We start from the raw sequence: 16,432 nt of genomic DNA, 5'->3' as shown, positions 1-16,432 counted from the left end.
GACTACATGAATCCCGAATACTTATTTCGGGCGTGTGAAACTTTGGGTTAGGGGTAGAAAATGAATCTGATCGATAGACAGGTCGATGCTTCTTCGAGCAATCGGTACATTGCAACGAGGACCAAGTATGATTTTGAAGCGCGGAATACGCGGCCCTCTTCTGGTCACCTTCCTGATCGCGCATCGGATCCATTGGACGCAAGGTTCGGCGAACAAAAAGGCCGCAGTCTGGAATCCATAACCGGCGTGCTTGATCGCATTGGCTGTGGCTATCTCGTGCTGAATCGCGAAAGAAAAGTAGTCGAGTGGAACGCAGCCGCCCAAACCACGCTTGAGCGCCAGGGCGAAGCGGCCGACACGGCGAGCGGACTTACGGCCGCCCTAAGGCGGCTGATCGCGAATGTTCCGGGCCAATTCCTGCCGGGCTCGTTGTCTTGGGTGGTGATCCGCAGCAGGGGCGACCGACCGGTGATACTGAACGAGAACGGCGTTATCGCTCCCGAGGGGACGAGCATTGTGGCGTTGCTGGATCGCGACAACAGGTCGGGGCCAAATCCTCGCACGCTGCAAAGAATGTTTGGCCTGACGAGCGCAGAAACGCACCTCGCCTTGCGCTTGGCCCAGGGCGACGCACCTTTGGAGATCGCCCGCAGCTGGCGTCTCAGCCGCACCACGATCCGTTCCCAGCTTGCCTCGCTGTTCGCCAAGACCGAAACAAAACGCCAGGCGGAACTGGTGGCCCTTCTTGGGCGTATTTCGGTCCTGCCGTAAGGGCCTGCCACTTAGATCCAATCGCCGGACGTCGGCAGCCGCCCGGAATTCAAAACCACGCAAGTTGGCGTGTCATGACTTGGCAGGTCGTGCACCGGATTGCGCACTCCACTAGGTTCTATGCGCCAGCGTAAATATCGAAAGCCGCAATCCCGGACCGGCTATTCGGTACCGTCGAACGGATTCGAAAGGCGACAAGTGGACAACGATCTATGCAGCGAGTCTGTCCTTGCCGCAGCGGAGAAGATGGAAATCGCTCGATCCCGTTCGGACCGCGCGGTGCAGAAACTTGCACGGACAGGACCGATCGTTGTCACCGGCGCCGCAGGCTTCATTGGTTTTCACGTGGCCTCACGGCTTTTGCGTCTCGGTATCAAAGTCGTGGGCGTCGACAATTTCACGCCCTACTACGATCTGCGGCTCAAGGAAGCGCGATTTGCACGCCTCTGTAGCGAGGCGAAATTCACGCCGGTGCGAATGGATCTGGCCGATGCCGCGCGCGTTCAGTTGCTGTTTTCAAACGTTCGCCCGTCACACTTTGTCCATCTCGCGGCTCAGGCCGGCGTGCGTCATTCACTTGTTGACCCGCACGCCTATGTGCAATCGAACGTAGTGGCGTTTCTCAACGTCCTTGAGGGCTGCCGGCATCACAGCGTCAGTCATCTCGTCTACGCCTCTTCGAGCTCCGTCTACGGCTTGAATCGAACCGTACCGTTTTCCGAACACCACGGCGCCGATCATCCCGTCAGCTTCTACGCCGCCACCAAGCGTTCGAACGAATTCATGGCGCATTCATACAGCCATTTGTTCGGCCTGCCCGTGACCGGACTGCGCTTCTTCACCGTTTACGGCCCTTGGGGCAGGCCCGACATGGCGGTCTACTTGTTCACGCGCGCGATCGTCGAGGGCAAACCAATTCAAGTAGCCAATGCCGGCCGCGTGTGGCGGGATTTCACCTACATCGACGATATCGCTGAGGGCGTGGTTCGAGCACTTGCCGCACCACCGCGGCCAGATCCGAATTGGGACCCTTGCACCGCCGACCCTGCCACAAGTTCCGCGCCATATCGCGTCTACAATATCGGCAACGACCGGCCCGAGGAGATCAACCGGCTGATTTCGATCATCGAGACCGCTCTTGGAAGCCGGGCGCTTCGCGTCGATGTGCCGTTGCCGCCTGGCGACGTTCTGGAGACGCGCGCCGACGTCAGCGATCTTCGCCAGGCCGTCGGCTTCGTCCCGGCAACACCGCTCGAGGATGGAGTGCAACGCTTTGTCGAATGGTACCGGGACTTTCATGGAACGGATGCCGCGGCCAGCATACGGCAACAGACGTTGGTGAATGATGAGGCCACCGTGTAGGCCGCGCGGCCTGTCGGGCGATGATCTGTCACTCGCCGCGTAACGCGTCGGCCAGAAAGCCGCCCTCGCCAGCCTCTATCCGACACAACCCTGGACTCGAAATTCCTGAACGCTGATGTCGTCGCGTATCGGGGCGACGGTCTCAGATCAGCGCAGGAACCAATGTCGCGGCTGGCCTTCGACTGCGTGCGTTCTGAACGATGTTAGCGCAAAGATCAGCCCAGGGATAATTTTCAGCCGTTTGCTGATGTAGATCGACATCGCCACATTCCAAATCGCCAACGCAAGCGCGAGGCCGATTGCGGCGCCCGGCGCGCCGTAGAGCGCAATTCCTGTGGCACAGCCTATGACACTGGCCGCAGCGCCGACGATCATGGTTACGGCTGCCGCCCATTCGTTTCCGGTCATCATCAAGAGGAGCATCTGGGGGCCGCACAGCGCGACAAAGACATATCCGAGAATGAGTATCCGCGCGACGGGTGCCGCGGTACTGAAATCCCCGCCGAACCAGCTCAACAGAGGTTCAATAATCGCAAGCATCGGGATGGCCATCGTTAGAGCCCCACCAGAGGAAAGTAGGGCGGCCCGTGAAAACAGCTGCTGCAGAGCGAGCCGATCGCCTCGGGCATGAAGGGCAGCCGCTGTCGGCGCAAACATCGTAGAGACGGCAACCAGGGAAAGGCTCACAAGCAAGGCGACATTCAATCCCAATGCGAAAATGCCTGCTTCGCGAATGTGATGCGTCCAGCCCAGCACCATGACCCCGGCCCGGCTGATGAAAACATCGAGCCCAGCCATGAGCATCATTGGCGGAACTGCGGACCACCATTCCCGCGACTCGTCGGCTGGCTGAGCCTGCCGCAAGCCAGGCGGCTGAAATTTTGCCGCCATGACGAACACCAGGCCGACCGTGATGGCTGAACTTGCCAGCACCGCCTGCATCACCAAGGGTGCGTTGGGGGTCCATGATCGGGATAAGACCGCCATTCCCAGCAACGTCAACAAGAGGCCGTCGCGCACGATGCGTTCCGGCAGGAGGGACGAGACACCGCCGCCGAAAGCACGAACAAGTGTTGCGCCCAACGCGTAGGCGGTGACCAAAGGCACTGCTGCCATGCCTAGCAGCTGGCTGATTTGAAGCTCCTTGTGAGAAGGATCTGAAAAGAAAAAGACCAAGGCGGCGCCAATGATGCCGAATAGTGTCGCTGCCGCAAGCGACCTTTGCAGAGCAAACCTGATTACGCCGTGTACCAGGTCAAGCCGCCCCTTGGCACTGTAAGCGGAGACGAAACGTAACAAGGATACATGGAAACCAAGCGTTGCAAGATAGGCAAGCACCGAGGTCCAGGCCAGAACATAGGAATAGATGCCATAGCTGGTGGAGCCGACGATGCGCGCAATCAACAACTGCGCCAAGCTGGTCAGGCCCGCACCCCCGATATAGACCAAAAGAGCGAAAATGCTGGCGTAGCCGAGACCCCTGCCCGTGTCCTCCTTGTGCGGCAAAACCATATTCGTTGGAGCAACGGCGGCCGCAGGGAAGCGGGCGAGCTTCGGATCGCTGCAATCGTCGATGTCTCTTGCGCCGGCCTCGCGCATTTCATCGCCCTGATCGCCCTTGGCCGCGGACCCGGCTCCGGACTGCGAGATCGTCGATATTATCTTCCGCTCGACAGGCCGAATGCCGTGGCGGTCGTTACGCGGAATCCCGCATGTGACACTCATGATGTTCTCTCGAGCAAGAGATCCGCGCTGTCCCCAAACCGGTAGCCGGCGTGTTTCCTGAGATTGACCTGCGTGAGAACGCTGCCTACGGGGACCTGAGCCGTCTCGTTCTCCGTCAGCAACTGCAGAACACCACGCGCGATGCTGCGGCGCGTCTTGGCCCAGCGAACAGCGAAAAGAACCGCGTCAGCCCAGCCCGTGAGTAGCCTGGCCTCAGGTCCTCCAAGGCCCAGTGGTCCATTTATGATGACGATGCTGTACATCGAGCGCAGCTCATCTGTGACCAGAGACCCGTCGATCATGGACAGTTGCGGCAGCAAATCCTCCGATGGTGCGAGTGCCATGAAGTCAATGCCAATTTCGGGCATCCCGGTGACCGCGTCGTGCAGGGGACAACGGTCGCTCATATAGTCTCCAAAGGATTTATGCGGCTTGAACGCACCGAATTCGTTCAGAAACTCGTTCGTGAGGCGGGCGCCCGTGCCGTCAAGATCGAGAAAAAGCACTCGTCCCCCAAGTCGGGTAGCTGCCAAGGCGAGGCTCCATGCGAGCTCGGTCTTGCCATCATGCCGGACGCTGGACGTTACGAGGATGACGTGCGACGCGCGGCCCCTCGCCTTGTTGAGCGTCACCGTGACAAGGAGAGAGGTGACGGCTCGGCTGTAGCTGCAGTTTTGCTGGCCGAGAACCAGCTGCTGTAGTCGTTTCGCGTGTATTGTGGGCGCTTCCGGTATCAGCCCCAGGCACGGAACCCTGAGCGCGGCTTCAGCTTCGGCCCCGCCGCGCAAGGTCTGATTGAGACGGCTGCGGACCATGACGAAGATCCCGCCAATGAGGCCAAATACGATCATGCCGGGCGGAATAAGAAAGACGGGCGGCAGGGTTTTTGGATTAGTCGGCGGCCAGGCCGCTGAAAGGATAGAGACCCCGGGCAAGGGCGTTGCGATGCGCTGGACCAGATCCTGTTGTTGGGTGAGAAGCTGGTTGTATCGCTGCGTCAGGATGCTGACCTGCGGCTCGAGCGCACGCAAGCCGGAAAGCCGGCCGGCTGTGTCGGCCACCACCGCATCGAGCACATTCTTACGCCCCTCCAGAGCAGCAATCTGGGCACGGTAGATGTTCGCCTCCGCCACAATGCGAGCAGTGCCTTGTTCGATCTCGCCGTTGATCGCAGTGCTAAGGCCCGCATCCGCATTGTCGTTGGCTTGGCGGGCCGCCATGTCGGCCAACACCGGAGACCCGATCGCTTCGGCGAGCGCCGCGACCGATGCTCCTTCCTCTCGCAAAGCCTCGATGTGCTGAAGGCGAGATTCCGTCGCTGAGAGATCCGCTTTCGACAACGATATCTGCTGACTAAGTTCGGCTGTCTCCTTGGCAGCGTTATCCGCCGCACCTTGATCGGCCGCGCCATGGCTCAGTCGATACTTTTCCAGGCGGTCGGTCGCTTTCGCCAGGTCGCTTTGTACGACCGGCAGGCTGGCGACGATCGAGGCGAGTTCCAGCCTGTCTGACGCCCTGCGCTTCTGTGCGAGATCGTCGATGTATACTTGGACGAACGTATTGGCCACCAGGGCGGCTCGCGCCGGATCGTCGTCAGTGAAGCCGACGGTGATCACCCTCGATCTCAGTTCCTGTCCAACCCTCATGCCCTTCCGCAATGCCTTGAGTTCGGCTGCATCGGCCGCCTCCGGCCTGCCCTGCGGCCAAATCCTTTCTAGCAGACCGGCTGCGAAGGTGCGCATGTTCTGCAGGTTGCCGCCTACCGGGGCGGCGCGGGAATTACCGATATCACCTTGCTCAGCAATATTGCCGATCTCTGTCTTGCGTAGGACTGCCACCACGCGACGCAGATGCCCCTGCGAAGAGAGCATGGTTAAGTGGTCATCAATGCTCGCATCCAGCATCTCCTGAGCAGAATCCGCGCCTCCGGGAGCCGCATTCCTGCCAGGAGCATCGACAATCACCTGTGCGGTCGCCTCGAACAGGACAGGACGCACAAAACCCGCAAGCCCAGCCAACACTCCGCCCAAAATCACCATTGCAAGCAGGAACCATTTTCTCCTCGCAATGGTAGTGAGGAGTTGATGGAAGGGGGTCTGCGCGTCGACCTGTTCGCGCAGGAATGGCCTCATGCGCGGGTTGATCTCGCGCGTCGGCACGTGCATGTCAGTGGCGCGCGGAAGGTGAATTCGGCTGACTATGGACCCTTCCATCTCATACTCCTGTCAGTTCGAGCGCTGTGGACATGCCCGTTGCCGGCCCGGCGGACCGCCCGACCTCGTTGCGCCAGGCCTGGAACATCAACGCGGGCCACAAATCGCGAGAATGATCCTGACTTCCGTCAAGATGGTCGCGCCAGCAGGTTTCGACCTTCGCAAAGTCGAAGATCCCATCTCCGGAGAGGCGTATATCGGCGACTAGATCGCTGGCCCAGATGCGCAACGGGCCGCTCAGCCAGACTGCTATGGGAACATCGAAACCCTGCTTCGGCCGGTCGATCAGCCGTTGCGGAACATAGCGGCTAAGCAGCTGACGAAGAAGCCACTTGCCTTTGCCATTGCGGACCTTCGCATGTGCCGGCAGCTGCCAGGCGAATTCGACAACCCGATGGTCGAGAAGCGGGCACCGGCCTTCGAGGCTGTTGGCCATGCTGGCGCGGTCCAACTTCACCAGTATATCGTCGGGCAGGTAACCGGCCATATCGTCGTACAAGAGACGGGACAGCAGGCCATCAAGCCGGGGGGACCCTTGAATTGATGTGGGCGGCGTGTGGAGTGCGAGGCTCCCGGTCGATGCTCCGGTCAGCCGTCGATACAATTCGTCCTCATCTGGTGCAGCGAGCAGCCGAGCGAGGCGATGCAGCCGGTCGCTCCGCAGCGCGTGCCGTCCACTCGCCGAAAGCGGCAGCATGCCGACGAAATCGTGACGCGCTGCACGGGCCAGCAATCCGACGCCTGCAGCAAGGGCGTGACGCAGCGGCGACGGCAGCGCATGCTGTCGTTTCAACCGCGCAGCCATGAAATGACGGGCGTAACCGGCGAAGCATTCATCGCCACCGTCGCCTGACAGGGCCACCGTAACGTGTTGGCGAGCGAGCCGCGCCACGAGCAAAGTCGGTATCTGCGATTCATCGGCGAACGGCTCATCCCAGATCCGCGGCAGTTCCGGAATGACTTCGCGCGCAGCGGCTGCTGAAAGGTGGAGTTCAGTGTGATCGGTGCCCAGGTGCCGCGCGACCTCCGCGGCGTGGGGAGCTTCATCAAACCCGTCTTCTCCGAAAGCGATCGTGAATGTGCGCACCGGTTTTGGCGATTGGGCCTGCATCAGCGCCACAACCGTGGAGCTGTCGAGGCCACCAGAGAGAAAGGCACCCAGCGGCACATCGGCTATCATGCGTTCCCGGACGGCAAGTCGAAGCAGGTCGTCGAGTTTGTCGGTCAGTTCGTCGTCGGTGCCGGCGATCGGATTCTGTCGTCCGTTCGCGGCGACTTCAGGCAGCGACCACCAGTGTCGGGCGCGTTGCGAAAGGGATGCGGCACTGCGCGCCTCGGCAAAATCCGCCGCCGTCACAGACAGAACCGAGCCTGGAGGTAACTTGAATACGCCTTGCCAGATGCAACTGTTACCCGGTACCCATCCCTTCGAAAGCATTGTCGCGGCCGCGTCGAGATCGAGCTCTTGACAGAAACCTGGAAAACGATGGATTGCCTTCAGCTCGGAGGCAAAAACGAGCGCATCGCGCGTTGCAGCAATAAAGAGCGGCTTTTTGCCCATTCGGTCGCGGGCGAGATGGAGGGTCCTGGTCTTTAGATCCCACAATCCAAATGCGAACATGCCAGCGAGGCGCGTCAGTGCGGTGTCGAGACCCCAGCTCTCGATTGCGCACAGCATCACTTCGGTATCGCTGGCGCTGCGGAACCGATGGCCAGCGTCTTCAAGCTCGCGGCGCAGATCGCGGAAATTGTAGATCTCGCCGTTGAAGGTAATGGTATATCGGCCACTTGCCGAATGCATCGGCTGGCGCCCTGCTTCCGATAGGTCGACTATAGCCAAACGCCTGTGGCCGAAGGCGATGCCGGCTTCGCGATTGATCCAGAAGCCTTCGCCGTCAGGCCCACGATGACGAAGGGCCGTCGTCATCTGGCCAATTGCCCTGAGCGGCTCGATGTTGGCGGCATCGGGTGCAAGGAGAATTCCGGTAATCCCACACATGCCATCACCTCAGGTCGCTGGAGGTTGCCGAAATCGTTCGCGGCGTTCCGGCAACAAGGCAAATGGTAAGCGCAAACCACACGATTGGATGGCGGATGATCAGATGTGGCATTCCGAAAATGACGATCGACACCACCAACACGAACAGGGCATCGAGCTTCGCACGCCACGCGCATAAAGCCGCCGCGCCGACAATCCAGGCCAGGGCCAGGACCGCAACCAAACCACCTTGCGTGTACAGATCGAGAATCGTGTTGTGGGCTTCGAAAGGTCGGGGCAGAAACTGGCTGTCGCCGACGGGGGGGCGCTCCAGATGCGGGCCAGGACCAAGGCCCAGGGATCCTGACGTTAGGCCCTTGTCCAATGCATCTCCCCAGAGTTGGATTCGAAGTGCAGCGGTTTCGGCGGTCCCCTGGCCGCCCTTGTCCTTGGTAAGACTCAAGGCGAACTGTTCGACGCTGCCCACCTCCGTGACGATGTAAGGCGTCATCGACATTGCCAACGGAAGGAAGCCAATCATCAGCAGAAGGGTAACTTGCCGGGACAGGCTGACCTTGCCGTCACCGGCTGCGAGCCATGTCCGAACCCGCAGCCCAACAAATATCAGGCCGACCAGGACCGTCGTGTAAAGATAGGCATCACTCTTCGTCAGCCTTCCGATATAGATGGTCAGGATAAGGCTGCTGAGCCCGGCCAACCTCGCCCACGGCTTGCTTGTGGTCGTCGCAAGATGCAAGGCGAGCGGACCAAAGAGTGCGCAATAGAGCGCGAGCTGGTTGGGGTTCTCTGACCAGCCTCGGAAGCGATCCCAGTACCAGGGATCGACGCCGGATTGGTGAATCCAACCCCATCCAAGTGCCAACTGAACAACAAAGCATGCGTTCGCGATAGCGACCACCCACCAGGCAGTACTGCGCAGACGGCGATCCGCGTCGGGCTCCGCGGCGGCCAGGCAGGTGACGCAGATCAGCAGCAGGTAGGCTATGACATCGTGCATCACCACCGACAGATACAGCACCGTGGTCAGGTAGCCGACGATGGTTCCAATACCCAGAGCGAGCGTGATGATCAGCCAGAAGCCCGCAACATGGATCAGGGCGGGCCTGACGACCAAGTGACCGCCGGCGAGCACCCGCCCGATCGACAGCATGATCCAAAGCGCGAGAAACAATTCGCCATAGCCGAAGGGCAAGCCCGGAACTGAGAGCTGCGCCGCATACGACATGGCAACGCCGCAGGCCAGGATCGCGTCCCGGATCATCGGCGTGCTCCACCGGATCCGCGGTTTGCAGCAGGCTCTTCAAGCAACACCGGCGATGCCGGTCGAGCGATGCCCTCCCGGGATTTGGCACTAAGGACATTGTCGAAGAGATCGCAATATTGCTCGACCACCCAGGGCAGCGAGAACTGCGTCCGGACGAGCTCGACAGAGCGAGCGCCCATGGTCGTTCCCTTCCGGCGGTCGGACAGGACCTCTATAATTCGAGAGGCAAGGCTGTTCGCATCGTGCGGGGGGACGAGATAGCCGTTCCATCCGTCCTCGACCACCTCATTGCAACCAGGCATCATCGAGGCGACGATAGGCAATCCTGCGAGCCCTGCCTCCAGCAGGACGCGCGGAATCCCTTCTCGGTATTGTGTTGGAAAGGCGAACAGATCGGCCATGCCAAGAAGGGCAGGAACGTCGCGTCGTAGACCCAACGCGATGACATGCGGCACATGCCGATCGATCTCCGCCTTGTCCACTGCAAACGGGCCCTCGGATTCCAATGGCCCGACAAGCACGAAACGGGCATTGGGCCTTTCCGACAGGATGCGAGGGACTGCCTTGAGGAGTGTCGGGATGCCTTTCTGGCGCGTTAGCCGGCCGACAAAAATCACGATCTCGGCGGATTGGAGCCCAAGCTCTTCGCGCATTTTCATCGCCGACGGGGCAAGATGCCTTGCCATGGCGAACGCATCGACGTCGATTCCAGAACTGCGGATCACTCGTCCGCTGCCGCGTCCGATCAGTCGGTAGCGTTCAAAGAATGCCTGATCGTCCCGATTCTGGAACACCGTAGCCGCCGTCCATAACGACGAAAGCCATTGCAGTCCGCAAAAGATTGGGCGCAGGGCAAGAGCGCGCGGTTCCAGGGACGAGAACGTCCAGCCCAGACCGTTGATAGTGCGCACGACTGGAACGCTCCCGCGCACCGCAAGTGGCGTCACCAGGTTGGGCTTGGTGTCGAAGCTTTGGATAATGTCCGGCCGGAGTTCCGCCATCAGCTTTCGAATGGTTCTGATAGCGGCCCATTCTCCGCTGCTGCTGGAAAATCGGTCGAAACCGTAGCTGCGATGCGGAATGCCATGCCGCAGGAATGCGGCTTCACCGCCGCTCGACACCGCAGTAACCCGAAATCCCTTCTCTCGCAGCGACATCAGGAACGGAATTCGCAGGGCATGATCCTCGCCTCCGACACACACGAGATGCGGATTCATCCTGCGTCTCCTGACCGTTCGCTGTAGTCCGATCGCGCAAAGTGGCCGGCCCTTGAATTTGCTTTCATGGTGTTGGTTTCGCTACCCATCTCGCCCATGGTCACGGTAGGGGCAGGTCTTGCCACTGTCCTCGTCTGTTTAAATGACGCAAACCCTGTCCCGGCAACGGGCCGCCGTACCCAGCCGGTTCAGGTCGTCGCGCGTTGCATCAAAGAGGTCGCCACTGCCCGGGTGCCGAGCCGGGTCCGCAGACAGCTCGCGCTCCGCGGCACACTTTCCTGTCATTGCTGGCTATCGTCGGAAAGCCGCCTGCTTTAGCGCGGCTCCCATCATCGTCTGGATGCGCGAAGTTTGACCACGCGGGAGGTGATCGTCCGTGCCTCCGAGGCTAGCAGGATTGGAATGCCGTCGCGAACCGGATAGGCAAGTCCTGCGCTCTTCGAAACGAGTTCATCGCGATCCGAATCCCAGGCAAGTGAGCACTTGGTCATTGGGCATACCAGCCATTCTAACAACTCAGAGTTGAACGAGGCATTCTCTTCGGCTCGCTTATCCGAATCCATCTGCTATTCCTTTCTCGGCCGCGACATCAACAGTGAGCTCCGACGCGAGCGCCCTTCGCGATACAAGCCGTCACCCGACGTCATCGCTGTAATTCGTAGGATTCCGGCAAGTGTCATAAGCCTTGCAAACTGCACAATCACGCTAGGTGGAGGCTTGGCCACTGTCGTCGTCCGTTTGAATGAATCGACATGAACGGACCCGTATGTCGGCGAAGTTGAACGTGAGGCGTTAAAAGCGTGAATGGAGCAAGCACGATCGGCGATATCGCCATAGGCAACCGGAAGGTTTCGTTATTGAAGACCGCTCGCGGCTAATGCTCTCGAGCCAGTGTCTGATCCTTCCGGCCAGTCAATACGGGCGACGAAATCGTAAACCGGGCCGCCGGGTACTCCCCAATTGCTTGACCAGATCACCTGTGAACCGTCCGGGGACGGCGAGGCGTGGGTCTCACTCCAGTAGTCGAATGGAACGTTGTTCGTCTGCACAATGCGCCGGACCTCTCCGCTGCCGTCGATGCGCAACGCGATGACTTCCCGTGCATATGGCGCCCAAGCCGGATATTTCGATACTTCGTCCGGATTGCCCGAATAGCTAAGGAACACCCAACCGGGTCTGTCCAGCGACCTGAGCGACGCATGCTGTGCTTCACCATATCTCATGAGCGAGGTGACTTTCCCATCTGACAGCCTTCGCTTGATCACCTGGTATATGTCCGGATCGGACTTACTGATCCCCACATAGATTTCGCTGCCGTCGGCATCGACGGTCATGTCGCCATGGCCAGGCCGATGATGCTCAGTCCATTTCTGGCGCAGAACGCCGTCAACAGAAAAGATGAACGTCTGTTGAGTGTCGTCTTTCAGGTTCTGAATGCATAAGATGTTGACGCCAAGCGGCGAGATTGAGCAGGCGCCGTTGGCCCCGACAAGCTGTGCTAGATCGATTTCCGGAAATTTCCGCCGCTGTTTGAGATCGTAGGCAAAGACCACCGCTTTGCCGTCCCGGCGAACCGCGCGTACGGCAATACGGCTGCCGTCACGGCTTGGATTGCCTTTATATGGCCCGAACTGGAGCTTGCTGCCGTCAGTCGAAACAAACAGGACCTCCTCATGGTTGGTGCGTGGCGCCCAGGTCGAAATTTTCCGGCCGCCGACGCAGATCATCAGGTCGGGATCGCGAGGGTGCCATTCGCATTCGATCGATCGAACACGGCGAAAAAGCGGAGCGTAGGTGCGCCCATCCAGGAAGCATAAGCCGCCGCAGCCGTTGCTGATGACAAGAAGGCTCTGATCCGAATTCCAGGCCTGGGCGCTCGAATAGCGGTGGCTGCAATATTTGCTCCCGCATGCGATGCCGGCGCCGAGCATTCCGGGTTTGGTTATTCGGGTGAAAGTTGTGCCAAATGCCGCATCCTTCGCGGCGTGCAGGTAATCCGGCAGGTCCGTGGCTACCGGCGCGACGAACTTTGTCGATGCGACGTCCTCTCCACTCACCGCCCCGCGGATGACTATCGATATCGCGCTGACAGCAGCTAACGTCAACGCCAAGGCAGTCTGGTAGCGAAAAAAGCGCATGTCATGTCAACTCGCGCGGTTTCTTCTCAATAATTCGATTTTCCGTCTTATTGGATATCTTCTTATCGACGCTTTAAGAACCGCATCTCTCTAAGCTTCAACTCTTTTAAATTTCGCCCGCGCCGCCCCGAACTTGTCGATTACTCCACGCGCTATCATTTCTGTGGCGGCTGTGAGCCCGTTCGAATCTAAACTTTCGACGCAAGTTGTTGGCACCGGAAACGATCCAAGTTGTTCCTCAATGAGATTAACGTGGTCAATATGATCAAGACTGCTCTGCAGATCGACTTCGAGGAACTTCTGAATAATACCGAGGTTACGCCGGCGTTCCTTCAGCCGAACCTCTAGAATTTCTCTTGGCGCCTGCAATCGGACAAGCAGGTCCGGTTTGGGTAGAAGCTCGAGCGCGCGCGACACCCTTTCACGATCCGTGATGCCGCTGAACAAAACCAGTGAACATACGAATTGCACCATACCCTGGTCAAAAATTGAGATCGTGTCATTGGACGCTATTGCCGCGCGCCAAGCTTGAAGAAGAGCTTCAAGATGCCAGTTCAGGCGAGCCGCCCACAGCTCATTCTTGGGTGGAAGAATCTTAAGCACTTCTGCACCGAGAGAACGCTGTCCGATCCACTTTGAATGCAAGCCGGAAACCAGTTTGAAGGCGGCCCTTCTAACCGGGTGTCGACGGTCACCGGTCTGCAAAACAACACAGTAGCCCTGAGCTCGCAAAACGTGCACCAGCTCGGACGCTAACGTCGTCTTACCAGCACCGGACGGCCCAAATAGCTCCAAGATCATCTTTTAATCCAGACTGAGGGAAGCCTACTGGCAGTGACGTCATGTCCATTTGCTGAAGCGAACGCCCATCTCTTCCTGGGATGTCTAGCCGACGAGCCAGGAATCCGCGCCATCCGTATGAATGACGGTGTGGTCACGTTGGGATATCGACGGACGCCAAAATCGTGAACGGAAGGATTGCGTTTCGGGTCACTACCCTTCCGGATTGCCTTCCGTCCGTTTACCGTTCCGTCTCCGACAGGGCTGTGCAGTAGCCCTATTCCCCTGCACACTTCCGCGAGGGCGCGGCAGTCATGAGTTCGCCATGTCTCATCCGTTCGAGGGATGCGAGACACCCAGCGTTCTGGAAACCTTCTCTGTGATGGACGCAGCCAACTGGCCGTTTATCCCCTCTATCGCCAATAGGGCAGCCTGGTCGGCTATCCAATAAACGTGTCGGACAAAATCTTCGATCTCATCTGCAGGAGAAATCGTATGAAAGCAGGCATATGAGCGAGAACCTCGAGCCACATCAGACGGCAGCGGCAAATACGGCTATACCTGCCAATTACAACGCCAAGGTCGCGGCAGTCGCGGCCTATGAGCTCCCGACAAAACAGAGATATCAAGATCCGAGTTTTGCGAGCTGGTACCTGAACGGCTATGCAGGCCGGTTGAAGCTGTCCACCGTTGCGTCATACGTCATTGCGCGACGGGAACAACGCTGCATCGCCAAGGCGCTGGAGAGGTGCAGCCCGCCTCCATCTCAGGTGCTCGATATCCCATGCGGAACCGGGAAGCTGGCCGGCGTGCTGGGCCAGCATGATTGTCGGGTGCTGGCTGCAGACATTTCAATGGAAATGATGGCCTTGGCTAAGTCAGCATATGAAGGTCAATCCGGTTTTCGGGGATTCATCCGATGTGACGTGACGCAGCTTCCGTTCGCCGACGAAAGCTTTGATACGGTGGTCTGTCTTCGCCTCATTCACCTTATCCCGCCACATCTCAGGCGCGACATTATCATTGAGCTCGCGCGCGTTGCCAGCCGTCGCCTGATCGTATCCTACGGCCTTGGCACCCGCCTCCAGAGAATACGGCTAAGGCTGCGGAAGATGATCACCGGAAGGATGTCGGCGCCTCATCCTGTCAATCTCACGGTTGCACGACAGGATTTCGCGGCGGCGGGGCTCAAGCTGGTACGCTCTTTTAGCGTCCTGCGGTTCCTGTCCTGCGAGCAGCTGTTCGTACTTGAGAAGGTAAAGGCTTGGCCCGCCGCCGGTTTGCAGTCTTCGCTTTAGCACTGGTATTGCGGATCAGGCCGCTGATGATTGTCAAAAGCTGAAACGGCTGCGGGAGGTAGCTGTGGAACCGGCAGGTAGGGCCATTCCGGCGCGCATGGCATCACTCGACCTGCTGCGCCTGGCTGCGGCCCTCGCGGTCGTACTCTATCATTATCTTTTCGGCGGCGCGATCGCCGGAAGTCTCGATGTGGAATATCCTGCCGCAGCACCTTACGCCATCTATGGCTATCTCGGCGTCAATCTGTTTTTCCTGATCAGCGGTTTCGTCATCGCGTGGTCGGCCGAAGGTCGAAGCTGGCAAGAATTCGCGGTCGCCCGCTTCGCCCGGCTTTACCCCGGATTCCTCGTCTGCATGACCGCGACGTTTGTTTTTCTCGTCGTCGCCAAAGACCAGCGTTTCCCGACTGATGTTGCAACCTATATAGCCAATCTTTCCATGTTCGCCCGCCTCTTCGGCAGACCATCCATGGATGGCGCCTATTGGTCGATCATGCTCGAGATCCTGTTCTACGGCTGGGTTGCGGTGCTGATCTTTGCAGGTGCCTTTCAGCGCTGGAAAATACCCATCGCTGCCATCTGGCTCGCAATTTCGGCAAGCAACGAGTTCTTCTTTGGAAACACGGTGATACGCATTCTCTTTATTACAAACTATGCGCCTTTGTTTGCCGCCGGCATCCTCGCGGAAGACATCGTTGCAAGGGGTCGTTCGCCGGCTGCGTTCTTGCTTCTTGCCGTCGCGTTCCTGGTGTCTTGCCAGACCATAATGTTCTCTCACAACTGGATGCAGGAGCACTTTGGCGCAGCCATTTCGTATCCTGCCCTCCTCGCTGCCAATTTAGTGGTCTACGGAGTCTTCGCTGGCGCGATACTGCTCCGCTCCATGATTGCTCCATCCAAGACCGTCATGATGCTCGGAGGGTTGACTTATCCGCTGTATCTTTTGCATCAGTACATTGGCTATGTTTCGCTTAACGCGCTGGCGCCGCATGTCGGGAAGGACGCCGCATTCGTCGCTGTATTGGCCGGGGTCCTTCTGGCCTCTTTTCTCGTCTGGCGCTTCATCGAGACGCCGGTACGCAAGCCGCTTGTCCGCGCCCTGATGTCCGGGATATGTCGCCTTGCACCAGCCTCGCAGCCAATCCGGCCAACCTCTTCCGCACGAACATCATGATCGCAAGCTCTCGGCGGGTGTCCCAGAAAGATTCGCGTTAATAGCGAAACACTGGAGCATCTGGGGCTTGGCACGGCTGTACGGCACACTGGATGCGTCCCGCTTCCGATTTCGTTGACGGCTAAGCCGATGCCCAGCACCCGGCATGACGAGGCCCTTCTTCAAGCTAGACCGGAGCTTCAAGAGCGGCGATGCGCGCCCCAGATAGCGCACGCCAGGTCCGACACATGGCGCGAGACTCTCTTGCGACCTGACACCCCATCGAAGGCTTATCGGCGAGAACGTCGCGATGTTTATCAACTTACGATCAAAGATTCTCACACCGCGTGCCGGTATGTGATTTGGCGCTAATATACGCTGTCTGTAGGTAGGGCGCAGTCGAAACAGAAAAAGGAATATTGGATGACCACTCTGCATTACACGTCAGGCGGATCAGGCACGGAAATTGCACAAGCCGGATTTAACCTGGCTGACGTTTCATCCGTTGACCA

12 protein-coding genes are annotated in these 16,432 nt (G+C 59.0%); 4 read left to right on the top strand and 8 right to left on the bottom strand.

Annotated elements, in window-relative coordinates:
* Positions 1 to 60 precede the first annotated feature (60 nt).
* Together AC0L2X_RS13675 and AC0L2X_RS13670 are read left to right on the top strand one after the other, a co-directional pair.
* Entirely contained in the window at positions 61 to 771 is a 711-nt protein-coding gene (locus AC0L2X_RS13675; RefSeq protein ID WP_473557877.1) for a helix-turn-helix transcriptional regulator, read from the top strand.
* Positions 772 to 1,017: 246 nt separating this feature from the next.
* Positions 1,018 to 2,133, top strand: a complete 1,116-nt coding sequence (locus tag AC0L2X_RS13670; protein ID WP_473557875.1) for an NAD-dependent epimerase — start codon at positions 1,018 to 1,020, stop codon at positions 2,131 to 2,133.
* A gap of 147 nt (positions 2,134 to 2,280) precedes the next feature.
* On the opposite strand, the gene AC0L2X_RS13665 is transcribed toward AC0L2X_RS13670, so the two are convergent.
* From AC0L2X_RS13665 to AC0L2X_RS13630, 8 genes are all read right to left on the bottom strand, one after another.
* Entirely contained in the window at positions 2,281 to 3,858 is a 1,578-nt protein-coding gene (locus tag AC0L2X_RS13665) for a lipopolysaccharide biosynthesis protein (protein ID WP_352489801.1), read from the bottom strand.
* Positions 3,855 to 6,071, bottom strand: coding sequence for a GumC family protein (locus AC0L2X_RS13660; RefSeq protein ID WP_473557872.1), 2,217 nt, complete (start codon positions 6,069 to 6,071; stop codon positions 3,855 to 3,857). The genes AC0L2X_RS13665 and AC0L2X_RS13660 overlap by 4 nt, the downstream gene beginning before the upstream one ends.
* A 1-nt stretch (position 6,072) precedes the next feature.
* Positions 6,073 to 8,070: an asparagine synthase (glutamine-hydrolyzing) gene (gene asnB / locus AC0L2X_RS13655; RefSeq protein ID WP_473599936.1), complete on the bottom strand. Its 1,998-nt coding sequence runs from the start codon at positions 8,068 to 8,070 to the stop codon at positions 6,073 to 6,075.
* A 4-nt stretch (positions 8,071 to 8,074) separates the two neighbouring features.
* A complete protein-coding gene (locus AC0L2X_RS13650; protein WP_352489798.1) occupies positions 8,075 to 9,331 on the bottom strand; it encodes an O-antigen ligase family protein in 1,257 nt (418 codons plus the stop codon).
* Positions 9,328 to 10,551, bottom strand: coding sequence for a glycosyltransferase family 4 protein (locus tag AC0L2X_RS13645; protein ID WP_352489797.1), 1,224 nt, complete (start codon positions 10,549 to 10,551; stop codon positions 9,328 to 9,330). Before AC0L2X_RS13645 ends, AC0L2X_RS13650 begins: the two co-directional genes overlap by 4 nt.
* A 329-nt stretch (positions 10,552 to 10,880) precedes the next feature.
* Entirely contained in the window at positions 10,881 to 11,114 is a 234-nt protein-coding gene (locus AC0L2X_RS13640; protein ID WP_352489796.1) for a Trm112 family protein, read from the bottom strand.
* A gap of 291 nt (positions 11,115 to 11,405) precedes the next feature.
* On the bottom strand, positions 11,406 to 12,689 hold the full coding sequence (locus tag AC0L2X_RS13635) for a hypothetical protein (protein WP_473557867.1): 1,284 nt from the start codon (positions 12,687 to 12,689) through the stop codon (positions 11,406 to 11,408).
* Positions 12,690 to 12,779: 90 nt separating this feature from the next.
* Positions 12,780 to 13,490, bottom strand: a complete 711-nt coding sequence (locus tag AC0L2X_RS13630; RefSeq protein ID WP_352489794.1) for an AAA family ATPase — start codon at positions 13,488 to 13,490, stop codon at positions 12,780 to 12,782.
* A gap of 488 nt (positions 13,491 to 13,978) precedes the next feature.
* Here AC0L2X_RS13630 and AC0L2X_RS13625 point away from each other — a divergent pair, with 488 nt between their 5' ends.
* Both AC0L2X_RS13625 and AC0L2X_RS13620 read left to right on the top strand, forming a co-directional pair.
* Positions 13,979 to 14,767: a class I SAM-dependent methyltransferase gene (locus tag AC0L2X_RS13625; protein ID WP_473557863.1), complete on the top strand. Its 789-nt coding sequence runs from the start codon at positions 13,979 to 13,981 to the stop codon at positions 14,765 to 14,767.
* A gap of 64 nt (positions 14,768 to 14,831) precedes the next feature.
* Positions 14,832 to 15,941: an acyltransferase family protein gene (locus tag AC0L2X_RS13620; protein ID WP_473557862.1), complete on the top strand. Its 1,110-nt coding sequence runs from the start codon at positions 14,832 to 14,834 to the stop codon at positions 15,939 to 15,941.
* Positions 15,942 to 16,432 lie beyond the last annotated feature (491 nt).

Source organism: Mesorhizobium sp. WSM4828, from assembly GCF_055811175.1.
This window is presented reverse-complemented; position numbering and strand designations above follow the sequence as displayed.